Origin of the sequence: Brevundimonas sp. NPDC090276 (assembly GCF_044772165.1) — a bacterium.
GTDB lineage: Bacteria > Pseudomonadota > Alphaproteobacteria > Caulobacterales > Caulobacteraceae > Brevundimonas.
Genome location: NZ_JBIVYK010000002.1, coordinates 579469 through 600405, shown reverse-complemented (window position 1 = coordinate 600405; position 20937 = coordinate 579469). Strand labels below are relative to the sequence as shown.

General features: G+C 64.5%; 26 protein-coding genes and 1 tRNA gene. 12 read left to right on the top strand and 15 right to left on the bottom strand.

The annotated features are described in order from the left end of the window. Window positions 1-2: 2 nt before the first annotated feature. Complete coding sequence (locus ACIQTU_RS08700) at window positions 3-593, bottom strand: anthranilate synthase component II (protein ID WP_400545343.1); 591 nt, start codon at window positions 591-593, stop codon at window positions 3-5. Window positions 594-702: 109 nt separating this feature from the next. Here ACIQTU_RS08700 and ACIQTU_RS08695 point away from each other — a divergent pair, with 109 nt between their 5' ends. Then, window positions 703-891, top strand: coding sequence for a hypothetical protein (locus ACIQTU_RS08695; RefSeq protein WP_314428975.1), 189 nt, complete (start codon window positions 703-705; stop codon window positions 889-891). On the opposite strand, the gene trpE is transcribed toward ACIQTU_RS08695, so the two are convergent. Next, window positions 888-2429, bottom strand: coding sequence for an anthranilate synthase component I (gene trpE, locus ACIQTU_RS08690; protein WP_400545340.1), 1542 nt, complete (start codon window positions 2427-2429; stop codon window positions 888-890). The genes ACIQTU_RS08695 and trpE overlap by 4 nt on opposite strands. Beyond that, the gene (locus ACIQTU_RS08685; RefSeq protein ID WP_400545337.1) at window positions 2426-4354 is read right to left on the bottom strand and encodes a peptidyl-prolyl cis-trans isomerase; all 1929 of its coding nucleotides are present in this window, start codon (window positions 4352-4354) and stop codon (window positions 2426-2428) included. Before ACIQTU_RS08685 ends, trpE begins: the two co-directional genes overlap by 4 nt. 132 nt (window positions 4355-4486) lie before the next feature. On the opposite strand from ACIQTU_RS08685, the gene tpiA reads away from it, so the two are divergent. From tpiA to ACIQTU_RS08670, 3 genes are all read left to right on the top strand, one after another. Beyond that, complete coding sequence (gene tpiA, locus ACIQTU_RS08680; protein ID WP_400545334.1) at window positions 4487-5236, top strand: triose-phosphate isomerase; 750 nt, start codon at window positions 4487-4489, stop codon at window positions 5234-5236. A gap of 107 nt (window positions 5237-5343) precedes the next feature. Continuing rightward, entirely contained in the window at window positions 5344-5757 is a 414-nt protein-coding gene (secG, locus tag ACIQTU_RS08675; protein WP_400545331.1) for a preprotein translocase subunit SecG, read from the top strand. 121 nt (window positions 5758-5878) lie between these two features. Next, window positions 5879-7531 (top strand): CTP synthase, encoded by a 1653-nt coding sequence (locus ACIQTU_RS08670; protein ID WP_400545328.1) that lies wholly within the window; start codon window positions 5879-5881, stop codon window positions 7529-7531. 9 nt (window positions 7532-7540) lie between these two features. On the opposite strand, the gene ACIQTU_RS08665 is transcribed toward ACIQTU_RS08670, so the two are convergent. From ACIQTU_RS08665 to ACIQTU_RS08645, 5 genes are all read right to left on the bottom strand, one after another. Next, window positions 7541-8098 (bottom strand): RNA polymerase sigma factor, encoded by a 558-nt coding sequence (locus ACIQTU_RS08665; protein ID WP_400545325.1) that lies wholly within the window; start codon window positions 8096-8098, stop codon window positions 7541-7543. 8 nt (window positions 8099-8106) lie between these two features. Beyond that, on the bottom strand, window positions 8107-8547 hold the full coding sequence (locus tag ACIQTU_RS08660; protein ID WP_400545322.1) for a Spy/CpxP family protein refolding chaperone: 441 nt from the start codon (window positions 8545-8547) through the stop codon (window positions 8107-8109). Further along, the gene (locus ACIQTU_RS08655) at window positions 8544-8819 is read right to left on the bottom strand and encodes a hypothetical protein (protein WP_400545319.1); all 276 of its coding nucleotides are present in this window, start codon (window positions 8817-8819) and stop codon (window positions 8544-8546) included. The genes ACIQTU_RS08660 and ACIQTU_RS08655 overlap by 4 nt, the downstream gene beginning before the upstream one ends. Before the next feature lie 132 nt (window positions 8820-8951). Beyond that, window positions 8952-10361 carry a type I glutamate--ammonia ligase gene (gene glnA / locus ACIQTU_RS08650; RefSeq protein WP_400545316.1) on the bottom strand — a complete coding sequence of 470 codons (1410 nt, stop codon included), beginning with the start codon at window positions 10359-10361 and terminating at the stop codon, window positions 8952-8954. Between the two features lie 74 nt (window positions 10362-10435). Beyond that, window positions 10436-10774, bottom strand: coding sequence for a P-II family nitrogen regulator (locus ACIQTU_RS08645; protein WP_400545313.1), 339 nt, complete (start codon window positions 10772-10774; stop codon window positions 10436-10438). A 119-nt stretch (window positions 10775-10893) separates the two neighbouring features. On the opposite strand from ACIQTU_RS08645, the gene ACIQTU_RS08640 reads away from it, so the two are divergent. The 3 genes from ACIQTU_RS08640 to ACIQTU_RS08630 are packed head-to-tail and all read left to right on the top strand — an operon-like array spanning window position 10894 to window position 12493. Beyond that, a complete protein-coding gene (locus tag ACIQTU_RS08640) occupies window positions 10894-11718 on the top strand; it encodes an NAD(P)H-hydrate dehydratase (protein ID WP_400545310.1) in 825 nt (274 codons plus the stop codon). Window positions 11719-11772: 54 nt separating this feature from the next. After that, window positions 11773-12255 (top strand): transposase, encoded by a 483-nt coding sequence (locus ACIQTU_RS08635; protein ID WP_400545307.1) that lies wholly within the window; start codon window positions 11773-11775, stop codon window positions 12253-12255. Beyond that, on the top strand, window positions 12242-12493 hold the full coding sequence (locus ACIQTU_RS08630; protein WP_400545304.1) for a hypothetical protein: 252 nt from the start codon (window positions 12242-12244) through the stop codon (window positions 12491-12493). The genes ACIQTU_RS08635 and ACIQTU_RS08630 overlap by 14 nt, the downstream gene beginning before the upstream one ends. A 1-nt stretch (window position 12494) precedes the next feature. Here the strand turns inward: ACIQTU_RS08630 and ACIQTU_RS08625 are convergent, their stop codons facing one another. Beyond that, the gene (locus ACIQTU_RS08625) at window positions 12495-13085 is read right to left on the bottom strand and encodes a hypothetical protein (RefSeq protein WP_400545301.1); all 591 of its coding nucleotides are present in this window, start codon (window positions 13083-13085) and stop codon (window positions 12495-12497) included. Window positions 13086-13131: 46 nt separating this feature from the next. Here ACIQTU_RS08625 and ACIQTU_RS08620 point away from each other — a divergent pair, with 46 nt between their 5' ends. Beyond that, complete coding sequence (locus tag ACIQTU_RS08620) at window positions 13132-13920, top strand: phage minor head protein (protein ID WP_400545298.1); 789 nt, start codon at window positions 13132-13134, stop codon at window positions 13918-13920. A gap of 189 nt (window positions 13921-14109) precedes the next feature. Here ACIQTU_RS08620 and ACIQTU_RS08615 read toward each other — a convergent pair whose 3' ends face one another. Together ACIQTU_RS08615 and ACIQTU_RS08610 are read right to left on the bottom strand one after the other, a co-directional pair. Continuing rightward, window positions 14110-14802 carry a hypothetical protein gene (locus tag ACIQTU_RS08615; RefSeq protein ID WP_400545295.1) on the bottom strand — a complete coding sequence of 231 codons (693 nt, stop codon included), beginning with the start codon at window positions 14800-14802 and terminating at the stop codon, window positions 14110-14112. 136 nt (window positions 14803-14938) lie between these two features. Further along, entirely contained in the window at window positions 14939-15631 is a 693-nt protein-coding gene (locus ACIQTU_RS08610) for a hypothetical protein (RefSeq protein ID WP_400545292.1), read from the bottom strand. A gap of 86 nt (window positions 15632-15717) precedes the next feature. Here ACIQTU_RS08610 and ACIQTU_RS08605 point away from each other — a divergent pair, with 86 nt between their 5' ends. After that, window positions 15718-15939 carry a hypothetical protein gene (locus ACIQTU_RS08605; RefSeq protein WP_400545289.1) on the top strand — a complete coding sequence of 74 codons (222 nt, stop codon included), beginning with the start codon at window positions 15718-15720 and terminating at the stop codon, window positions 15937-15939. A gap of 215 nt (window positions 15940-16154) precedes the next feature. On the opposite strand, the gene ACIQTU_RS08600 is transcribed toward ACIQTU_RS08605, so the two are convergent. Both ACIQTU_RS08600 and ACIQTU_RS08595 read right to left on the bottom strand, forming a co-directional pair. After that, window positions 16155-16526: a hypothetical protein gene (locus tag ACIQTU_RS08600; protein ID WP_400545286.1), complete on the bottom strand. Its 372-nt coding sequence runs from the start codon at window positions 16524-16526 to the stop codon at window positions 16155-16157. 268 nt (window positions 16527-16794) lie between these two features. Next, a complete protein-coding gene (locus tag ACIQTU_RS08595) occupies window positions 16795-17040 on the bottom strand; it encodes a hypothetical protein (protein ID WP_400545283.1) in 246 nt (81 codons plus the stop codon). On the opposite strand from ACIQTU_RS08595, the gene ACIQTU_RS08590 reads away from it, so the two are divergent. From ACIQTU_RS08590 to ACIQTU_RS08580, 3 genes are all read left to right on the top strand, one after another. Continuing rightward, the gene (locus tag ACIQTU_RS08590; protein WP_400545280.1) at window positions 17039-17314 is read left to right on the top strand and encodes a hypothetical protein; all 276 of its coding nucleotides are present in this window, start codon (window positions 17039-17041) and stop codon (window positions 17312-17314) included. The two genes, ACIQTU_RS08595 and ACIQTU_RS08590, sit on opposite strands and share 2 nt — an antisense overlap. After that, complete coding sequence (locus tag ACIQTU_RS08585) at window positions 17314-17646, top strand: recombinase family protein (RefSeq protein ID WP_400545277.1); 333 nt, start codon at window positions 17314-17316, stop codon at window positions 17644-17646. The genes ACIQTU_RS08590 and ACIQTU_RS08585 overlap by 1 nt, the downstream gene beginning before the upstream one ends. Window positions 17647-17962: 316 nt before the next feature. Next, window positions 17963-18937 (top strand): recombinase family protein, encoded by a 975-nt coding sequence (locus tag ACIQTU_RS08580; protein ID WP_400547079.1) that lies wholly within the window; start codon window positions 17963-17965, stop codon window positions 18935-18937. Here the strand turns inward: ACIQTU_RS08580 and ACIQTU_RS08575 are convergent. Further along, window positions 18926-19010, bottom strand: a tRNA-Leu gene (locus tag ACIQTU_RS08575). The two genes, ACIQTU_RS08580 and ACIQTU_RS08575, sit on opposite strands and share 12 nt — an antisense overlap. A gap of 125 nt (window positions 19011-19135) precedes the next feature. Further along, on the bottom strand, window positions 19136-20794 hold the full coding sequence (locus ACIQTU_RS08570) for an amino acid permease (protein WP_400545274.1): 1659 nt from the start codon (window positions 20792-20794) through the stop codon (window positions 19136-19138). Window positions 20795-20937: the final 143 nt, after the last annotated feature.

Below are 20937 nucleotides of genomic sequence, written 5' to 3'. Positions count from 1 at the left end.
CGTCAGACCGTACTCAGACGCTTGACGCCCGCCAGATCGAGGAAGTTGGCGATCATGTCGTGGCCGTGCTCGGTGGCGATGGATTCCGGGTGGAACTGCACGCCGTGGATCGGCCGGGTGCGGTGGGCCAGGCCCATGATCTCGCCGTCGGCGGTCCAGGCGGTGACTTCCAGCTCGGCCGGCAGGGTCTCGCGACGCACGGCCAGGGAGTGATAGCGGGTGGCCGTGAAGGGTGACGGCAGGCCCTTGAACAGGCTGCGGCCCTCATGCTGGATCGGCGAAGTCTTGCCGTGCATCAGGGTCTTGGCGCGAATGACGTCGCCGCCAAAGGCCTGACCGATGGCCTGATGGCCGAGGCAGACGCCGAAGATGGGCATATTCAGGGGCGCGGTCGTGATCAGGGGCAGGCAGATGCCGGCCTGATCGGGCGCGCAGGGACCGGGTGACAGCAGCACGGCCTCGGGCTTCAACGCCCAGGCTTCTTCCACCGTCAGGTCGTCGTTGCGGACGACATGCGTCTGGGTGCCCAACTCCGCGAGGTAGTGGACGAGGTTGTAGGTAAAGCTGTCGTAGTTGTCGACGACGAGGATCATGGCAGGGTTCTTAGGACGGGAGGGAGGACGCGCCAAGCGAAGGCGGACTGAAAGCGGACGTTAAGCTGTCCGCGCGATACAGGAGCATCGCCATCGGAAGAAATCCGTCTTGACCCGCTTAGAAGCCATCCGCGACGCCCAGGCCCTGCTCAATGAGCCGGCCACAGAGCAACCCAAGCCGCTGCGCCTGCTGGCGGCGGCGGCCTTCGCCGCGACGGCGGCGGTGCTGCTGGCGGGGACCATGGTCGTGGGCCCCGGCGTGTCGTTCGACCAGGGTTCCACGGTTTCCAATCCTTAGATCTTGCCGTCGGCGCCCTGGCCGCGAGGGGTTGCGGTGAATCGCCACGCGTCCTCGGCCGCCTTCATCGGGGCGCGGGCCTTGGCCAGGGTTTCGGCGTACTCGGCGGCAGGATCGCTGTCGGCGACGACGCCGGCGCCGGCCTGAACGAAGATCTGGTTGTCCGCGAACATGGCGGTGCGCAGGACGATGCAGATGTCCGCCTCGCCATTGGCCGAGATATAGCCCACGCCGCCGCCGTAGCCGACGCCGCGCTTCTCGGCTTCTAACTCGTCGATGATCTCCATGGCCCGCACCTTGGGCGCACCGGACAGGGTGCCGGCGGGCAGGGCGGCCAGAAGCGTGTCCACAGCGTCCAGTTTGGGATCAGCAGCGCCGTGCACGTTCGAGACGATGTGCATGACCTGGCTGTAACGCTCGACGACGAAGCTCTCCGTCACCTCGACCGATCCGGGCGACGAGACGCGGCCCACGTCGTTGCGCCCCAGGTCCAGCAGCATCAGGTGCTCGGCGCGTTCCTTGGGATCGGCCAGGAGTTCGGCTTCCAGGGCCTTGTCAGCCTCGGGCGTGGCGCCGCGCGGACGGGTGCCGGCGAGCGGACGGATGGTGACGCGACCATCCTTCAACCGGACTAGGATTTCCGGGCTGGAGCCGGCCAGTTGGAAGTCGACGTAGTCGAGGAAGAAGAGATAGGGCGACGGGTTGCCGCGGCGCAGCGACCGATAGAAGGCGAACGGGTCCTGGCTCCACGGGGCCGAGAAGCGGTGGGCCAGCACGACCTGGAAGATGTCGCCGGCGGTGATGTAGTCCTTGGCCTTGGCGACCATGGCGTCGAAGCCGGCGGCGTCGACGGGCGAGCGGAAATCTGGGGCTGGAACCGGTTCGGCTTCACGCTGTATCGGCAGTGGGCCGCGCAGGCGGTCCTCGAAGTCGCCGAGGCGACCGATAGCCGCCGAGAATGCCGTATCGGGATCGATGCCGCTGTCGGGGTAGGCAGCGGCGATCAGGACGATCTCGTGCTTCACCGAATCGAAAATGGCCACCAGCGACGGGCGCGCCATGACCGCGTCGGGCAGGTTCAGCGGATCGGGATTGGCGGGGCCCAGCGGCTCCAGCAGACGCACCATGTCGTAGCCGAAGACGCCAAACAGGCCGGCGGCCATGGGCGGCAGATCGTCGGGCAGGTCGAAGCGTGTCGCCGCAATCAGGGCACGCAGGGACTCCAGCGCGGGGCGATCGTCGGCCGTGAAGCGGTCGGCCAGAACCGCCTCGCCGCGCGCCATCTCGGCCTGACCGTCACGGCAGCGCCAGACGACGTCGGGGGCCAGGGTGACGATCGAGTAGCGGCCGTTGACCGCCCCGCCTTCGACCGACTCCAGCAGGCTGGCGTAGGGACGCCCGTGACCGACCTTGAGGAAGGCCGAGACGGGCGTCTCCAGGTCGTCGATCAAGCGGCGAACGACGACCTGGGGGCGGCCTGTATTCAGGCCAGAGACAAACGCGGCGCGTTCAGCTTCCTGTCCGACGCCTGCGCTCATTTCTTGGCGGGCGCAGGGGCGGCCGGAGCCGCCGGAGCGGCTGCGGGAGCTTCGATGCCCAGGGCGGCAATGGCGGCGGCGGGGTCGTTCTTGGCCTTCACCCGCGCGGCGGCGGCGTTGAAGCTGGCTTCGACCATGGCGTTGGCCAGTTCCTGGGTCAGACGCGGGCGGACCTGCTCGACCAAGGGTGCGGCCAGAGCCGGGCTGGCGCCATGAATGGCGTCGACACGACCGACGATAAAGCCGCCTTGGGTCTGGCCGGTGAAGACCTGATCCTTGCCCTGACCGAACAGGCCACGCAGGACGCCTTCGCCGAACTGAGCCTGGCTTTCACGGCTTTGCTGGACGCCCGCGCGGGTCACCAGAGGCGCGTTGACCGAGGCGGCGACCTTGGCGATGTCTTCGCCGCCACGAACCCGTTGCGCCAGTTCCTCGGCCTTGGCCGACAGGCGGCGAGCGTTTTCACGCAGGGTCCATTGCTGGGCCAGCGGTGCGCGGACTTCTTCCAGCGTCGGCAGCGAAGCCGGACGGATGTCGTCCACGCGCACGGCGAAGTACTGACCTTCGCCGGCGTCGATGATGTCGCTCTCGCCGCCCTTGGACAGGGCGTAGGCCGACTCGAAGATCTGACGCGGCGCGTTCAGCGGCTGACCGTCCGGCAGGCGGCCATCGGCGGTGAAGGGCGGCAGTTGAACCAGGCGGGCGCCAACGGCTTGGGCCGCATCAGTCAGGTTCTTGCCTTCCTGACGGGCCTTTTCGTACTGCTCAACCTTGGCATAGGTCGCGCCCTTGATGTCTTCGGCGCGCAGTTCCTCGATCAGGGCGCTGCGGACGCTTTCCAGGGTGGCGGGAGCGGCGGCGGTGACGCCAGTCACCTTGGCGACCGTGAAGCCGACGCGGCTCTGGATCGGGTTCGAAACCTGATTGGCGGGCAGGGCGAAGACCGCCGCGCCGACAGCCGGGTCACCCAAGGCGCTTTGCGGCGTGTCGTTATAGGCAGCAGCTTCGATCTTGTTGGCGGCGGCCACTTCAGTCGGCGACTTGCCGGCGCGCAGTTCAGCGGCGACGCGGTCGGCGGCGTCCTTGGTCGGGACGGTCAGCGTCACGAACGAACGCTTCTCGGCGTTCGACAGGGCGGCCTTGCGGAACTCGAAGCGTTCGCGGATGCGCTCTTCGGTGATCGGTGTCGGTTGGCTGTTGGGTCCCGGGTTGAACAGCACGATCGAGATCATGCGGAACTCGGGGCGACGCAGACGGGCGGCGTTCTCATTGATGAAGGCGGTCAACTGGGCGTCGGTCGGGGCCGGCGTCGTGCCAGCCATGGCCTGGGTCACGTCAAACCAGCGGCCGTCGCGCGTTTCCAGCGCCTGACCGGCCAGCAGAGCGCCGTAGATGCGCGGCACGCGGGCGCCGGCGAAGACGCCTGCGCCGAACTGGCTGGCGACATACTGATCGCGCAGATCCTGTTCCAGCATTTCCGAGGTCAGACCCTGGGCGGCCAGAGCCTGCTCATAGCGATCCTGGTCGAACTGGCCCGAAACCTGGTTGAAGAAGGCCGGGATCTGACGGATTTCCTTCAGCACCAGTTCCTTGCCGGGACGGATGCCGGCGTTCCAGGCCCAGGCGAGGAAGCCGAGGCGCTGCGTCTGGCTTTCCAGATACTGGGTGTGGATGTTCTCCTTCACCATGTCCTCAAAGGACACGGGGCGGCCGGCCTGCTCTTGCAAGTTGGCCCGCACGCGCTCGAAGTCGCCCCGGAACTGCTGGGCGCCGATGCTGCGGTCACCAGCATCGATGACGTGCTTGGGCCCCAGATTGGAGAAGACGTCGGACTGGGCGCCGACAATCAGGAAGCTGAGGATGATCAAGGCGAACAGGCCCGCAGCCCATTTCGACTTGGAGAAGTTGCGGAACAGCGTGATCATCGAAAAAGAACCTGACGAGGGCCGGCGTCATAAAGGGCGCCACGCTCGCGTATAGGGGCAGTCCCTAGGGCGCCGCAAGCGGACGCACCCCAACATCTTGGCTTCCGCGACAACGGGACCTAAACAGTCCCGATGAAACAATCTGCGAAGCTGGTCGCCGGCAACTGGAAAATGAACGGTCTGGGCGCGAGCCTGGGCGAGGCTGAGGCTCTGGCAAAAGCCTTGCAGGAGCAGGCCGCAGCCTGCCGCGTGGCTCTGTGCCCGCCTGCCACGCTGACCGAGCGCATGGCGCGCGTGCTGGCCGGTGGATCGGTTGAACTGGGGGGGCAGGACTGCCATGCCGAAGCCTCCGGCGCTTTCACCGGTTCGGTGTCGGCCGCCATGCTGGTCGACGCTGGCGCCGCTCTGGTGATTCTCGGCCACTCCGAACGTCGCGCCGGTTTCGGCGAGACCGACGCCGATGTCGCCGCCAAGGTCGAGGCGGCTCTGGCTGCCGGCCTGGAACCCATCATCTGCATCGGCGAGACCCTGGCCGAGCGCGAAGCCGGGCAGGCGGTCGAGGTCGTCAGCCGTCAGGTGGCCGGTTCACTGCCGTTGTCTCTGTCCGGCAAGGCCTTCGCCGTGGCCTATGAGCCGGTCTGGGCCATCGGCACCGGCCTGACGCCGACGCTTGAGCAGATCGAGGAAGTCCATGCCGCCGTGCGCGCGGCCATGGTCGCCAAGTTGGGCGAGGGCGGTCGTGTCGCCCCGATCCTGTACGGCGGCTCGGTCAAGCCGTCGAACGCGGCGGAAATCCTGGCCGTGGCCGAAGTCGGCGGGGCTCTGGTCGGCGGCGCTTCGCTGAAGGCCGAGGACTTCCTGGGCATTATCCGCGCCGCCTGACGGTACGGATTTCGGGCCTCTATTCGTTCGGCGTTTGCTCCGGTCCCGCATCGGTGTTAGACGCCGCCGCTTGATCGGCGCATCTTCGCGCCCACATGATTGACACCATGCTCCAGACCATTTTGCTCGTCGCCATGATCCTGATCTCGGTCGCCTTGACGGCCGTGATCCTGCTGCAACGTTCCGAGGGCGGCGCCCTGGGCATGGGCGGCGGGCCTTCGGGCTTCATGACCGCACGAGGCGCGGGCAACCTGCTGACGCGGGCGACCTCGATCCTGGCGGTGCTGTTCTTCGTGTGCGCGATCAGCCTGACTATCGCCGGCAACTTCGCGCGTGGTTCGCGTTCGGTCATCGACGCTGACGCCGTGGGCGCTCTCGCTGTGGGTTCAGAGCAGCAAACCGCGCCCGCCGAGCAACCGGCCCCGACGCCGGCGGCCCCGGCCGCGCCGTCGCTGGACGATCTGGAGGCCAGCCTCCCGGCCGCATCCGCTCCGGCCCCGGCGCCCGCTCCGGCGCAGTAAGCCGCCGACAGCCACGAAACCCCCGAAAGCGCGCCGCAGGGCGCGCTTTCTTATTATGTTCAACAGTTGTTTTGCGTCGGGCCATGCTCCCGCCGCGAATCATGGAGTAAGGTGTCCGCCCATGGCTCGCTATGTGTTCATCACCGGCGGCGTGGTTTCCTCGCTAGGAAAAGGCCTCGCCTCCGCCGCTCTCGGCGCTCTTTTGCAGGCACGAGGTTACAAGGTCCGTCTGCGCAAGCTGGACCCCTATCTGAACGTCGATCCGGGGACGATGAGCCCCTATCAGCACGGCGAGGTCTTCGTGACCGACGACGGCGCCGAGACCGACCTCGATCTAGGCCACTATGAGCGCTTCACGGGCGTCTCCGCCGCCAAGTCGGACAACGTCACGACCGGGCGCATCTATTCGACCATCCTGGAGAAGGAGCGTCGCGGCGACTATCTGGGCGCGACCGTCCAGGTGATTCCGCACGTCACCGATCAGATCAAGCAGTTCTGCCTCAGCCCGGCCAAGACCGATGCTGGCGAGGACGTGGATTTCGTCCTGGTCGAGATCGGCGGCACCGTCGGAGACATCGAGGGCCTGCCCTTCTTCGAGGCCATCCGCCAACTGGGCCAGGACCTGCCGCGCGGTCAGTCCTGCTTTGTCCACCTGACCCTGCTGCCCTTCATCAAGACGGCCGGCGAGATGAAGACCAAGCCGACGCAGCACTCGGTCAAGGAGCTGCGCTCCATCGGTATCCAGCCGGACATCCTGCTGTGCCGCTGCGAGCAGCCGATCCCGGCTGAGGAAAAGCGCAAGATCGGCCAGTTCTGCAACGTGCGCGAAAGCGGCGTGATCCAGGCGATGGACTCGGCTGATATCTACGCCGTGCCGCTGGACTATCATAACGAAGGTCTGGACAGCGAAGTTCTGGCGCACTTCGGCATCACTGATGCGCCCAAGCCCGACCTGACCGGCTGGGAAGAAATCGTGCGCCGTCGCCTGCACCCGGACGGTGAAGTCACTATCGCTGTGGTCGGCAAGTATACGGTCCTGAAGGACGCCTATAAGTCCCTGATCGAGGCCCTGCAGCACGGCGGGGTGGCCAACAACGTCAAGGTCAACATCGACTGGGTCGAAGCCGACACCTTCGAGGGCGATCCCGAGGCCTGCCAGGAGCGCCTACAGGGCGCCCATGCGGTTCTGGTTCCCGGCGGCTTCGGCGAACGTGGGGCCGAGGGCAAGATCGAGGCGGCGCGCTTCGCTCGTGAGCGCAAGATTCCCTATTTCGGCATCTGCTTCGGGATGCAGATGGCGGTGATCGAGGCGGCGCGGAACCTGGCCGGCTTCCCCAAGGCGACCTCGACCGAGTTCGGCCCCGCCGAAGAACCCGTTGTCGGTCTGATGACCGAGTGGAAGCAGGGCAACCAGCGCGTTCAGCGCGAGCAGGGCGGCGATCTGGGCGGGACCATGCGTCTGGGCGCCTATGATTCGACCCTGATCCCGGGTTCCAAGATCGCCGAGATCTACGGCTCCACCGAGATCAGCGAGCGCCACCGTCACCGTTACGAGGTGAACATCAACTATCGCGAGGCGATCGAGCAGAAGGCGGGCCTGATCTTCGCCGGCCTGTCGCCTGACGGCGTCCTGCCGGAAACGGTCGAGCGTGCTGACCACCCGTGGTTCATCGGCGTCCAGTACCACCCGGAACTGAAGAGCCGTCCGTTCGCGCCGCACCCGCTGTTCGCCAGCTTCATTGGCGCCGCCGTGGTGCAGAGCCGCCTGGTCTAAGGCGAGGGGCTAGGGCGCGCGGCCCAGCGCCGCCGCCAGCGCCCGACGCGCCCGAGCGATCCGGGTCTCGACCGCCTTGGGCGTCGCGCCGATCAGGCGGGCGACCTCGGCGTGCGAGCGGCCCTCCAGCGCGGCTAGCAGCAGGGGCGTCTTCAGAGTGTCGGGCAGCGTCGCCAGGGCGTGGTCCAGCGCGACCATGCGCCGCCGGTCATCCAGGTGCGCTTCACCTGCAGGGGCGTCGTCGCCGACCGCCAAGGCTTCCGGCGCATCCAGCCCCATGACGCCCCGCACTACGCGCCTGACTGCGCGCTTGCGGCTCCAGTCGCGACATTTGTTGATGGCGATGGTCCTCAGCCAGACGGGGAAGGGCCGCGCGGGGTCGTAGCGACGGATCGCCAGCCAGGCCGCGACATAGGATTCCTGAACCAGATCGTAGGCGTCGTCGTCCTCGCCCACATAGCGGCGGACGAAGCGATGCAGGTCCGCCTTGGTGGCATCCATCAACGCAGCGAAGGCCGCGCGGTCGCCGCGCGCGGCGCGCGACGGCAGGGAAGCCTCGTCTTCCACCCTGGGTCTTACCGAGGGTCTTGCAGCAGGGCGTCGGCGACGCCCTTGTCAAAGGCGCGGGTCTGTTCCGGCGTCAGCACGGCCCTCATCTCGAAGACATGGGCGATGGTCGCCTTTTGCAGCGCCCCCATGGCGTCATGGAAATGATCGACGGCAGCCTGAACCTGAGGGCTATCGCCCTGATTGGCGGCGATGGCGGCTGCCAGCTCGCGGTTGGCGGCGCGGACGTCCTCTTCCAGAGCCGGGCGCGTCTTGGCGAAGCGGTCTTCGATGACCTTGAGGCGGGCTGCCTGATCGGACGTCAAGTCGAGGTCGTGGTGGACGATGTCGTGCAGGCTGGGGGAGGCGCGTTGCTGCGACACCCACCCGGCGCCGATCCAGACGCCGGCGCCGCTGACCAGAGCCGCCAGCAGGGCCGTCACGGCGATGGACTTCCAACCGGCGATCATTGGCCAGCCTCTACGCGTAGCAGGGGCGAGGAAGCGCTGGCCAGGCTGAAGACCTGTATTTCGGAAGGCGCCGCGGGGCGAGTGAGGGCGAACAGGCCGCCGTTGGCCGCGCCGACGACCAACGCCATCGCTAGGGCCGCCATGCGGACCTGACCCAGGCGTCGCTCGGTCTGTTGCTGCTCGATCCGGCGCCATACGTCGGCATGGAGATCATTCAGCCGGAAATCGTCGCACGGCGCGGCGCCGATCAGTCTGTCGATATCGTCCGTCATCGCTTCGCCTTCGCCTTGCCCTGTCTCTCTATACGCAGCTTTCAGGCCGTTCCCTCTACCCGCCGCTACCGACCATGAAAAAGGCGCCGGACGTTTCCGCCCGGCGCCTTGGTCATCAGACTGATCCGAGGATCAGCAGCTGTAGTACATGTCGAACTCGACCGGGTGCGGGTGCAGTTGCAGACGGGCGACTTCTTCCATCTTCAGCGCAATGTAGCTGTCGATGAAGTCGTCATCCATGACGCCGCCCTTCTTGAGGAAGGCGCGGTCGGCGTCGAGCGCATCCAGGGCTTCCTTCAGCGAACCCGCGACCTCGGGGATCGAGCCGCGCTCTTCCGGCGGCAGGTCGTAGAGGTTCTTGTCGGCAGGCGCGCCCGGATCGATGCGGTTCTCAATCCCGTCCAGGCCCGCCATCAGGAGGGCGACGAAGGTCAGGTAGGGGTTACCCATCGGGTCGGGGAAGCGGGCTTCCAGACGCTTGGCCTTGGGCGACGACACATGCGGGATGCGGATCGAGGCCGAACGGTTGCTGGCCGAATAGGCCAGCTTCACCGGGGCTTCATAGCCGGGCACCAGACGCTTGTAGGAGTTGGTGGTCGAGTTGGCGAAGGCGTTGATGGCCTTGGCGTGCTTGATGACGCCGCCGATGTACCACAGACATTCCTGCGACAGGCCGGCGTACTTGTCGCCGGCGAACTGGGGCTTGCCGTCCTTCCAGATCGACATGTGGACGTGCATGCCCGAGCCGTTGTCGGCGAACATGGGCTTGGCCATGAAGGTCGCCGACTTGCCGTAGGCCGCGGCAACGTTGTGGATCACGTATTTGTAGAGCTGCAGACGGTCAGCCATGGTCAGCAGGTCGCTGAATTTCAGGCCCAGTTCGTGCTGCGCCGGGGCGACCTCGTGGTGATGCTTCTCGGGCTGCATGCCGAGGTCCTTCATCACACCTAGCATCTCACCGCGCAGATCCTGGGCTGAGTCGACCGGGTTCACGGGGAAATAGCCGCCCTTGTGGCCCGGACGGTGGCCCAGGTTGCCTTCGGCGTATTCGGCGCCGGTGTTGGCCGGCAGTTCGGTCGAATCGAAGCTGTAGCCGGTGTTATGCGGAGCGGTGTTCCAGCGCACGTCGTCGAAGATGAAGAACTCGGCTTCTGGGCCGAAATAGACCACATCGCCCACGCCCGACGACTGGACATAGGCCAGGGCCTTCTTGGCCATCGAGCGGCTGTCGCGGTTGTAGGGCTCGCCCGTGTCGGGGCTGAGAACGTCGCAGAACAGGAAGAGCGTCGTCTGCTGGTAGAAGGGGTCGATGTAGGCGCGTTCCAGGTCCGGCTTCAGCAGCATGTCGGACTCGTTGATGGCCTTCCAGCCCGCGATCGACGAGCCGTCGAACATGGTGCCTTCTTCAAGGAATTCTTCGTCAACCAGGTCGATGTCGAAGGTGACGTGCTGCAGCCGACCACGCGTGTCGGTGAAGCGAACGTCGACGTACTGGACGTCCTTGTCCTTGATCTCTTGAAGGATCTTTTGGGCGGCGCTCATGCTCGAAGTCCTGTTGGTTCGGGGAGGAGAGGAGGAACGAAAAGCGGCCGCCCCTGGGGACGGCCGTATGGTGGTCAGATAGCCTGGGCGCCGGTTTCGCCGGTGCGGATGCGGATGACGTCTTCAAGGGTGGAGACGAAGATCTTGCCGTCGCCGATCTTGCCAGTGCGGGCTGCGGTCTGAATGGCGTCAACCACGGCGGGAGCCAGATCATCGGCCACGACGACCTCGATCTTGATCTTGGGCAGGAAGTCGATGACGTACTCGGCGCCGCGATAAAGCTCGGAATGGCCCTTCTGGCGGCCGTATCCCTTGGCTTCCAAGACGGTCATGCCCTGCACCCCGATATCCTGGAGAGCGTCTTTCACTTCATCCAGCTTGAAAGGCTTGATGACGGCTTCAATCTTCTTCATGGCGAGTCCCGAGCCGGCTCCTTGGTTGGTCCGACGCTCGGGGCGTAAAGGGACATTGCATTGCACAATAAGGCAAGCAATTTTCGTGCTCAGAGGCCATCCGTGAACGGAATTCGATCATGAACCCGATCAACGACCCGATGACATGGCAGAGCCTGTTGCCCTGGCCCGGCGCCGAGGCGCACAAGCACGCTCGTGGACGCCTCGGCGTGGTGGCAGGCGGCGCCCTGTCGACCGGCGCGGCGCGGCTGGCCGCGCGGGCCGGACTGAGGGTCGGGGCCGGGCTGGTGAAGGTGGTCTGCCCGCCCGACGCGGCGCCCGTGCTGGCGCCGACATTGGAGGCGGTAATGCTGGCCAGCTTCACCAATGCCGATCAGTTGGCGGCACTGGCTCAACCGATGGACGCCGTTATCATTGGCCCCGCAGCGGGCCTGACCGAGGCGACGGCGGCCCATGTCGCGGCCTTGGGACGCACGGGCGCAGCCCTGGTGATCGACGCGGACGCCCTGACCCTGTTTCGGGATCGGCCGGGACACCTGTTCGCCTGCCTGGACCGGGACGACGTGCTGACGCCGCATGAGGGCGAGTTCGAGCGGCTGTTTCCCGGGCTGCTGACCAAGGGGCGCGAGGCCGCGGCTGTAGAGGCCGCTGAGAGGGGGGGGGCGGTCGTGGTGCTGAAGGGCAGCGCCACCGTCATCGCGGCTCCTGGAGGCCGCTGCGTCATCAATGGCAACGGCTCGCCCTGGCTGGCGACGGCCGGCAGCGGCGACGTGCTGGCGGGGATGATCGGGGGTTTGCTGGCCCAGCATATGGACAGCTTTGACGCAGCCTGCGCGGCGGTCTGGATGCACGCGGACGCGGCGCATCGTTTCGGGCCGGGACTGATTGCTGAGGATTTGCCGAGCCTGATCCCAGCGGTGCTGGCCAGCCTGTATCGCGGCTAGCAGTCATGGTGCACCAGTCGGGATGAAAACGCGAACTGGGAGTTTTCAGCGCCTTTGGGGCGCAGCGCCTTTATCAGCGACAGGTCTGAGCCGAATTCTCTGCCGGACGGGCCGTGGACCGCCGATGACGATGCAGCCTTCGCCTATCTTGAACGGGTCGTCTGGCAAGATGGGTTCCGCTGCCGCGTCTGCGGGCGGGCTGGCCTTTCAGAGCCGGATTCGCGCAAGCATTGGCGCTACTGCGGGCATTGTCGCAAACGGTTCTCCTTGCGCGCGGGGACGATGTTCGCGGGAGACACGATGCCGCTGGGCAAGGCGATCTCGGCGATCTGGTTCATGAACTTCGGAGAAGGGCCAGTCTATATTGCGCGATTGGAGCGTGTGATGGGGACTTCGCCTGGTGCCACTCAGCGGCTGTTTGATCGTGTGAGTCGGGCAATGAGCGATCAAGGTTTGGAACCGCTCGGCTCAGGAGGCGACATGATTTCGACGTCAGCCGAATTTGAGCGTCGGCTCAGGTTGATTGCCCTTTACTAGCCATGCGCCCCGACCTCGTCGACGAAATGACGGTCGAGGCCATGGACGGCTGGACCGAAACCTGAACCCGCTGATCGAACCTTATGAGCGCCTGGCCGCCAGCGCGGGCAGCTATGCCGAGTTCGAGGCCGCCCTGAACGACGCCGCCGCTGCCGGCGACGCGGCCCTGCTAGCGCGCAGCCTGGGCGCCGCCCTCTTCAAAGCCCGCGCGATTGGTGATGTTCGGGATGAGGCCTGATCTAACTGGCGTCGCTTGGGTTGGCGGTCTGGCTGACAGCAGTCGCTGCGCTTGCAGCCACGTCTTGAGAGGCGAGGCCGACAACGAAGGTGCCGAACAACATCACGGCGACGCCGCCTATCACAAGGATAAACCAGTAGGCGATCCCTCCTTCAGGTCCTTCGACGCCTTCAGACCCAGCGATCCCTGTGCATACCAACAGCAGAAGGCTGATCATGCCGGCCAACATCCAGAGGGGTTCGCCGAAAATGCCGAATGTGAGTGCGATAGTCGCCGCAAGGAGCCCCGCGATCAGCGTGAAGGCTGTGTGATTGGGACGCGGAGAGCCCATGCTGCGGAACAATTGGCCCAGCATGATGGCCAGTCCAATGAAGAGCATGGACCCAAAGATCATGAGCATAAGCAGGAAGAGGAAAACGCGGATAATCCCCTGGCTTCCTGCAAATTCCGGGGGCAGACTTCCAGCGGTGCTGAACCGCGCTATGGCGTCGAGCGTGTCCGTTCCGCTGGTGGCGGTGAAATAAAGACCAGCTACAGCGACGATAAGGTTCAGCCAGCCCTGCACCTCGACGCGCGAGACGTTGATCTTCATCGGTTGCCCCCTCGATTCTCCAGCCAAGCTTCTAACGGTGATCGAGATGGCGTCGAGTCCTGAATCCCGCTTCACCTTCGGTTCCGATCCCTCGCCCGAGATCAGCGCCTATCTGCGTCAGAAGCAGATGCGCCCGGCCTTCCGCCACACCGAGGTCTGGGGCGAGGAACACGCCTACGCCTTCACCGTGGCCAAGGCCGTCCAGGCCGACGTTCTGACCGCCATCCACGACAGCCTTCAGACCGCCATCGACAAGGGCGTTCCCTATGAGGCCTGGGCGCGAAACCTGAAGCCCGAGCTGAAGCGCCTGGGATGGTGGGGTGACGCCGTTGAAATGGCTGACCCGGCCACGGGCGAGGTCAAGCCGCGCGAGCTGGGAACGCCGCGCCGGCTGCGGACCATCTACAGCGCCAACCTGCGTAGCGCCCGCGCCGCTGGCCAGTGGGAACGGGGCCAGCGCACCAAGGCTGTGCTGCCATTCTACCTCTACCAACTCGGCCCCAGTGAACGGCACCGGCCCGAACACATCGGCAAGGAAGGCGTTGTCCGCCCGGTTGATGATCCGCTCTGGGCGACGTGGTTCCCGCCGAACGGCTGGGGCTGCAAATGCTGGCTGCGTCAGATCACCAAGGCCGAGGCCGAGCGGCGCGGCGTGACCCCGGCTTTCGACGTGCCAACCACCACCTTCAGCCGCACCCGCGACGACGGCTCGACCGAGCGCGTCACCGTGCCGGTCGGGATTGATCCGGGTTGGGCCAGCAACCCCGGCCTGAACCGCGCCAGCACCCTCATGACCAACATGACGATGAAGCTGCGGCGGCTTAGGGGGAAATGATCGGACGGAGGGTCGTTACATCCTCGCGGCGCGGACGCCCGGAAACGGTATGGCTCGCCCGATCAGCCTTCAATCTAGCGTTTCAGCGCCGCTTTCGCCAGTCCCCTGAAAGGCGGGCCGTGGAGCGTCAGGAAGGGCCGGGGCGGTTCACTGGCCCCCGAACCCGCCTTGAGGGCGTCATTAGAGCCCTTAAACGTCCTTTGGCGCGTAGGCGGCCACGACATCAGCCAGGGCCTTTTCGGTTTTCTCCCGTTCTAACGTGATGAGAGCCACTCGCTCCGACAGGTAGGCCGGGAAGTTCCACACCCGCTTGTCGAACGTAAGCGGCTCTCGCTCGTATCGCTGGCGAACTTCGACAGCCTTAGTCCAGGCGTCCATGCCCAGGAGTGCAGCCGCTTCTCCCATCTCGTCCAGGTAGTCATCAGGTTCATGGAATTCCCAAACCGACGAAAGGTGTGACTGGATCAGAGAAATCCGCATGGACAGGTCGCGAGCCCATGCTGCGTCTGCAGGGCCGATCAAGCGCCAGTCGATTTCCAGAGGCCATTCGCTGAAGGGGGGCCATTGGGGGGCGAAGGTGTTGTCGTCCCAGTCATGTCGGTTGGCTTCCTCCACCGTCTTGGCGAGACCGAGCGCATAGTTTTCCAGGTGCGCTACGAAGGCGGTGGCCGACAGGGCGCCATCGCGGGCTTCCCCGGCCTTTCGCTCTGTCGTGGCGGCGTCGCGATCTGCCTTCTTTTCAGCGGCATCTGCTTTGCGATGCCTGATCACAACCCAGTTCGTGAGCGCAACCCCGCCCAGCGCAAACAGGCCGGGGATGATCAAGTCCCACCAACGAGAAGCTGCCTTTGCCGCGCCAATACTGATTTGGACCGAATCCATCACCGTCTCCCCGAACCGATACGCCCAAGAGAAAGGCCCGCACTGTTCTGTCAACGGGCGGGCCTGACGCGGTCGTTCTAAGACTGCAACTTCAACTGCCGCGAACCCTGTCCGTCATCAGAGCCATTAGGTGTCCCTAGACGGGAGGGTTGGCGTCCTGGCTGGCGCGCCAAGCCTCATAGCGCGCTTGTCGCTCAGCCTTGAGCTCGGCCCGCCGCCGGATGTGCTCTCGCAAATCGGCTACTCCCGACCAACTCGCCGGCCATTCATATGCACCGAGCTTGTTCATTTTCCTGACGGAGCAAGCGAGGTCCCACGCCTCCAGGCCCAGTGAAGCGGCCAAGTCCGCCACTTCAGGGTGGTTCTCCTCCATGGAGGCGTTGTCGTTAGCGCCCTGGCTTTTCTTTTCGAGCCGGACCCGGCGCTGAAAATTCGCCGACCGGACGGCGAGGTCCACACCCAACAGCTTCCAATCGACGAGGGCCGGCCATTCCGTCAGCGCGTCTAGCCATTTTGGCGCGCCTCCTGTGTCCTCGTCCCAACTGTAGGGGCCTTTCCAAAGCACATTCCCGTACGAAGTGACCACGTCCATGCAGTGCTCCATGAAGGCTTCAAGGTGCTCTGCCAGAGCCAAAGCCGCCAAGCTGCAATCTCGCGCTTCGTTCTGCCGCGCGATTTCTCGTTGGCGTCGCCAGGCCAGTTCATTGCCAATGTGCTGCCCAGCAGCACCGACCAACACACCGCCCAGGCCAATCCCGGCGACCAGCAGGGCGTTCCAGTCGATTGCGCCCGCCTGCGCTGCGGCTGTAGTTACGGCTTCGACCGTCATGACCTCTCCGATTTCAGGGGATTGTCGCCTTGTCTCCGAAGGACTTCGGAGTGTGGTGAACCGCGCGACGCCCCGATCATGGGGCCATGTCGAAGTCTTCGTCCAGCCCCCAACCTAACGCCGTCGCCTCGGCGGTCGCCATCGTCCTGAACGTCGAGGGCGAGAGCCCGCCGGAATCGGTCGAATTGATCCCTGCCGGCGTCGATGTCATCGGCCGCGACGGCCGCGCCTGGATCGAAGAACTGGAAGTCCGTGAGGGCGGCTCGATTTGGGGCAAGCCCAACTGGACGCCCCGCGCCGCCAACTAGGACATCGCCAGCGAGTATCGGTGCCGCGACGCGTCGGCGGCGTGGGTCACGACCTTGTTGCGATGCAGGTGCATCTAGGTGACCGATCAATCTGAATGGCGGTCACCCCGTATCAGGGGGAGGGCGCGGTCTCGCAGGTCGCGGTATGCGGAAAGCGCGGCCTTGTCGGGTACGTCGTAGGCCGTCAGAGGCATCATAGTAGGTCGGGGCGTGGCTTAATCCAGCGGCCGGGTGACCTTGTACCTTATGTCGATATTCGTCGCGTCGAGGATTTGGAAGCGCGCGCCTCGAAAGCCGATCACGTCACTTTGTGCGAGATCATACCGAAGCGTTTGCGAGAAGGCCGGGCGGGCCATGTCGTTGATGAACTCGCGATATTCGATCGAGACGGTTCCCTGTGTGACGCCCGAGTAGATCAGTTCGCGTCGGAAGCTATCTGCACCCAAGACGGTGCAGTTCCCGGTCGAAAAGGTCGCCCCCGCCACGGGGTAGCTTGTCTTGGTCAGGCCGAAGTTTACGAACCCGATCAGTCGCGACCCGTCCGCCGGGCCAAACCCGATGGTGCCAACGATCGCCTGGCTGCTCAATGTGGCGCTTACGGCCCGAGCGGATCGGTCGGGGTGGGCGTTGGCGCAGAGCGCCGATAACTAGCCATTTGGAGGCGCAGGCCCCATCTCACGTAATGGTGATCGTCTAATTTTAGAGAACGCAGTCGCCGAAGCAGTCGGCAGGGCGGCAAATTTTTGTATAGATTTCATCCTTCTACCGTGATTGTCAGTATAAACGTCACTTGTGCCAAGTAATGCGGCAGTACAGTTAGATTATTTCTCTTGCGTTCTGCGAGCCGGCGGTCGTTCATTGGCGACGCGTTCGAAAGGAACCGAAAATATGAAAAAAGATCATGATGAATATATAAAGCCACGCGAAGTTGAGCGTGGCTTCTACACGACCCGAGAGGAGCTGTCGTTCCGTCGATTTCTCGCGCTTCCGCCTCCGTGGATCAGCAATTACGCCTGTGCCCTGTATCATCGGAATGATGTCGACCGTTGTTTTCTTGCGCGCTCCGTTGCGTCGGGCCGGGTCGGCGGGAGGGGCGGTCATGCAGCCGCTTGAGGTTCTTCATAAGGTCGGGCGCGCTCGGGTTCAGGGCGGAGAGCAGTTCAACGCGGCCAACGACTGTGCCTCCGGCAAGATACTGGTTAATTTTGTGCCCGGGACCGCCAGCGACGACGACGTCCTCGTTGAAATCATCGATCAGTTGATCGGCGGGCAAGACCCCTTCGCGGCCCTCGTCGCCGCAAATGACAACGTAGGGCATGATCAGGTCGAGGCTATCGATCCGATGGCTGGCATCGCCGACGAGGGGAGCTGGTGATGGGACGGAAATGCTTCATCTACGTGCGTGTTTCGACGTCGAAGCAGGCTGACGGGGGCATCTCGATCCCGGATCAGTTGAACTCCTTGCGCCAATTCGCAGCCGACAATGACCTAGACGTCGAGGAGGAATTTGCCGATCGGGGACGCTCCGCTCGCAGTGGTAATCGTCCGGAGTTCCAGAGGATGATTGCCGCCTGCCTGGTATCTCCGCCCGAAGCTGAGGTCATCCTAGTGTATACTAGTTCTCGCTTCTATCGGGACGAGGCCGAATCCGAGGTCCTGATACGGAAGCTTGCGCGGAACGGTGTCGAGTTGAAATCGGCCACCTAGGATTTTGGGTCCGGCTCGACCGCGAGCCTCGTCCGACGAATCTCGGCTCTCTTAGACGAAGCCGCCAGCGAGGAAACCGCCAAGCATGTGCGTCGGGGCCTTCGCGAGAATGCGCGACAGGGCTTCTGGTGTGGAAGCCGGCCGCCGCTCGGCTACAGCGTCAAGGATGCAGAGAAGCGTGGCGTTAAGATCAAAAAGCACCTGGAGGTGGATGAGCCAAGAGCGGAAATCGCCAGAACCGTGTTCCGCTTGGCAATCGAAGGCGATGGGGCCTCGGGACCGATGGGTATCAAGGCGATCGTTCTGTGGCTGAACGCTGGGTCACCGGACTGACGAAGGGCGAAGGTTCACCGTCGGCAAGGTCCACAGGATGCTGCACACCGAGGCGTACACCGGCACATTCCTTTACGGTCGTTTCGACACCGCGAGCCGCCGCGAGCTACCTGAAAGCGAATGGATTTCGATCTCAATCCCTCCCCTGATCAGCAAGGAGCAATATGCTCGCGTTCAGCGACTGCTCTGGGAACGTAGGCCGGACGTGACGGCACCCCGCCTAACCAACAGCGCCTTGGTTTTGGGTGGCATTGCCCGCTGTAAAGCGTGTGGAGCGACGATGGGGCTTCAGACCGGCAAGAGCCACACCGGGGCGATTCATCGGTATTACACATGCTCGGCTCACCTCAAGTCAGGGGCATGCAAGGGCAATGCGCCGGTCCGTGTGCCGGCTTCCAAGCTTGAAGCCGCCGTACTGAAGGTCCTTACCGAGAATGTGTTTGTGCCAGCCTTCGTGCAGACTGTCGTGAAACGTGTCGTTGATGGCCGGGCGCGAGGCAAGGCCAATGCGATTGGAAGCGTTGACCGTTTGAAGACTGAACTCACTCGCGTCGAGAAGGCCCTACGCGCCATGATGGACGCTATTACCGGTGGACTGATCGGCGACGACGACATCTTTCGACAAAAGTATGGGGCGCTCCAAGAGGAACGGAAGGAGGCGCAGCGGCTGATCGCCATGCATGAGCGCAACCTTGCCCGCAGTCTGGAGCCTTTGACGGATGTCCAGGCGACTAAGGCAGCGGGGCGCCTGAAAGAGATGTTGCTTGCGGCGGCACCAAAACTTCAGCGCCGGTTCGTGCGGGCGCTAGTCGGTGAAGTGGTTGTGGGTCCGAACATGGCGACCGTCATTGGGCCGCAAAGTGCGCTCGCTGAGGTCGCGTCGAATACGCCGCCGGCAGAAGCCGCACAGGCCTCGTATCCGCAGGTTCGCGGTTCGGTACTAGGTTGGTGCGGATGAGAGGACTCGAACCTCCACGCCTCTCGGCGCTGGAACCTAAATCCAGTGCGTCTACCAGTTCCGCCACATCCGCATAGGTTCATGCGAGGCTGTAGGCGAGGGCGGAGAAACAGGCAACCGACAAGGTTGGTTCACAACAGAAAAAGGCCCCGGATCGCTCCGGGGCCTTTCTCATTCGTCGAAAGAATGATCCGGGGATCAGTCCTTCTTGTTGTCGACGCCGTGGCCGAGAGCCTCCACGGCCGTTTCCAGCGTGGTGTCCTCGGTGATGTCGATGCCCTTGGCCAGCTTGGAGTGCCAGAAGCCGTAGGCGGCGTAGATGATCGCGCCGATGACCGCGTAACCGCCCAGCAGCATCAGCGGCAGGGGGTTGTCTTCGGCGGCGTGCTGGAACATCGGAATCAGGTTCTGGCTGGCCAGGAACAGGCAGGCGCAGATGCCCAGAACTGCGGTCACGATGCCGCCCGGCACCTTGAACGGACGCTCCATCTCAGGGTGCTTCACGCGCAGGACGATGACCGACAGGCAGACGATGGCGAAAGCGGTCGCGGTGCCCAGCGACACCAGGTCGCCCAGGATCGAGATGGGCAGGAAGGCCGCCGCGATGGCGATCAGGATGCCCAGCACGATGGTGCCGATCCAGGGGGTGCGGAACTTCGGGTGCACCTTGGCGAAGGACTTCGGCAGCAGGCCGTCGCGGGCCATGGTGTAGAAGACGCGCGTCTGGCCGTAGCAGAGCACCAGCATGACCGAGGACAGGCCGGTGATGGCACCGATCTTGATCAGGAAGGCGATCAGGTTCAGCTGGCCGCTGGGCGATGCCGCCAGCGGCACATTGGCCCATTCCAGACCCATGCGGTCGATGGCGACGGCGATCGGAGCCGGCGAGGCCAGCTCCAGATAGGGAACGACACCGGTCATGACTGCGGCCACGGCCATGTAGATCAGGGTGCAGACGAACAGGGCGCCCAGGATGCCGATCGGCACGTCCTTGGACGGGTTCTTGGCTTCGGCGGCGGCGGTCGAAACCGCTTCAAAGCCGACGTAGGCGAAGAAGATAATGGCTGCGCCGCGGAAGATGCCGCCCACGCCGAACTGACCGGCCTGGCCCGTCGGCTCAGGGATGAAGGGGTGCCAGTTGTCCGGGTTGATGTACTGGATGCCGACCGCGATGAAGGTCAGCAGGACGATGATCTTAATGACGACGATGGCGTTGTTGATGTTCGCCGATTCCGACACGCCCAGCACCAGCAGGCCGCAGACGGCGGCGATGCCTACAGCCGCGACGAGGTTAAAGGTGCCGGTCATTGGGAACGAAGCGCCTGCGCTCGACTGAACCAGTTGAACGAGCGGTGTCGCCCACTGGGGACCTTCGCCGCCCGCATAACTTATTGTCGGGAATAGACTGGCGCTGAGGCCGAAGTCGTTCATGATCGACACGACATAGCCGGACCAGCCGACTGCGACAGTCGAGGCCGCGACGCCGTATTCCAACACCAGCAGCCAGCCCATGATCCAGGCGAAGACTTCGCCCAGGGTGCCGTAGGCGTAGGTATAGGCCGAGCCTGACACGGGCATGGTCGAAGCCAGCTCTGCATAGCACAGGCCCGCCAGGGCGCAGGCGATGCCAGCGATGACAAACGACAGCATGATGGCCGGGCCGGCGTTGGCCGAGGCCACCTGGCCGGTCAGAACGAAGATGCCGGCGCCGATGATGGCCCCGATTCCCAGGCTCATCAGGTTCAGCGGACCGAGGGTCCGCTTCAGCTCGCTCTTGGCGGCCTCTTTCTGGATCTGAGCAATGGACTTTTTAAGTAGTAGCCGGTTGCCGGCTGGCTTTACGCCGTCTGCGGACATGTAGTCGCGCCCCCATCGAGATACACGGCAGGCCCTCCCCGGGCTGCCTTCTTGGGGGCGGACGCTAACCATCCGAAGGGCCGGACGCAACGCGGTTTCGATTGGATGAAGCCATGACGACGCTTTCGTGAACCGGGACGTTG

Bases quoted from the DNA above. Each gene is read 5' to 3' on its own strand.
- ACIQTU_RS08700 (WP_400545343.1), bottom strand. From the start codon at position 593: ATGATCCTCGTCGTCGACAACTACGACAGCTTTACCTACAACCTCGTC.
- trpE (WP_400545340.1), bottom strand. From the start codon at position 2,429: ATGAGCGCAGGCGTCGGACAGGAAGCTGAACGCGCCGCGTTTGTCTCT.
- ACIQTU_RS08685 (WP_400545337.1), bottom strand. From the start codon at position 4,354: ATGATCACGCTGTTCCGCAACTTCTCCAAGTCGAAATGGGCTGCGGGC.
- tpiA (WP_400545334.1), top strand. From the start codon at position 4,487: ATGAAACAATCTGCGAAGCTGGTCGCCGGCAACTGGAAAATGAACGGT.
- secG (WP_400545331.1), top strand. From the start codon at position 5,344: ATGCTCCAGACCATTTTGCTCGTCGCCATGATCCTGATCTCGGTCGCC.
- ACIQTU_RS08670 (WP_400545328.1), top strand. From the start codon at position 5,879: ATGGCTCGCTATGTGTTCATCACCGGCGGCGTGGTTTCCTCGCTAGGA.
- ACIQTU_RS08660 (WP_400545322.1), bottom strand. From the start codon at position 8,547: ATGATCGCCGGTTGGAAGTCCATCGCCGTGACGGCCCTGCTGGCGGCT.
- ACIQTU_RS08655 (WP_400545319.1), bottom strand. From the start codon at position 8,819: ATGACGGACGATATCGACAGACTGATCGGCGCCGCGCCGTGCGACGAT.
- glnA (WP_400545316.1), bottom strand. From the start codon at position 10,361: ATGAGCGCCGCCCAAAAGATCCTTCAAGAGATCAAGGACAAGGACGTC.
- ACIQTU_RS08645 (WP_400545313.1), bottom strand. From the start codon at position 10,774: ATGAAGAAGATTGAAGCCGTCATCAAGCCTTTCAAGCTGGATGAAGTG.
- ACIQTU_RS08640 (WP_400545310.1), top strand. From the start codon at position 10,894: ATGAACCCGATCAACGACCCGATGACATGGCAGAGCCTGTTGCCCTGG.
- ACIQTU_RS08625 (WP_400545301.1), bottom strand. From the start codon at position 13,085: ATGAAGATCAACGTCTCGCGCGTCGAGGTGCAGGGCTGGCTGAACCTT.
- ACIQTU_RS08620 (WP_400545298.1), top strand. From the start codon at position 13,132: ATGGCGTCGAGTCCTGAATCCCGCTTCACCTTCGGTTCCGATCCCTCG.
- ACIQTU_RS08615 (WP_400545295.1), bottom strand. From the start codon at position 14,802: ATGGATTCGGTCCAAATCAGTATTGGCGCGGCAAAGGCAGCTTCTCGT.
- ACIQTU_RS08610 (WP_400545292.1), bottom strand. From the start codon at position 15,631: ATGACGGTCGAAGCCGTAACTACAGCCGCAGCGCAGGCGGGCGCAATC.
- ACIQTU_RS08605 (WP_400545289.1), top strand. From the start codon at position 15,718: ATGTCGAAGTCTTCGTCCAGCCCCCAACCTAACGCCGTCGCCTCGGCG.
- ACIQTU_RS08590 (WP_400545280.1), top strand. From the start codon at position 17,039: ATGCAGCCGCTTGAGGTTCTTCATAAGGTCGGGCGCGCTCGGGTTCAG.
- ACIQTU_RS08595 (WP_400545283.1), bottom strand. From the start codon at position 17,040: ATGACCGCCCCTCCCGCCGACCCGGCCCGACGCAACGGAGCGCGCAAG.
- ACIQTU_RS08585 (WP_400545277.1), top strand. From the start codon at position 17,314: ATGGGACGGAAATGCTTCATCTACGTGCGTGTTTCGACGTCGAAGCAG.
- ACIQTU_RS08570 (WP_400545274.1), bottom strand. From the start codon at position 20,794: ATGTCCGCAGACGGCGTAAAGCCAGCCGGCAACCGGCTACTACTTAAA.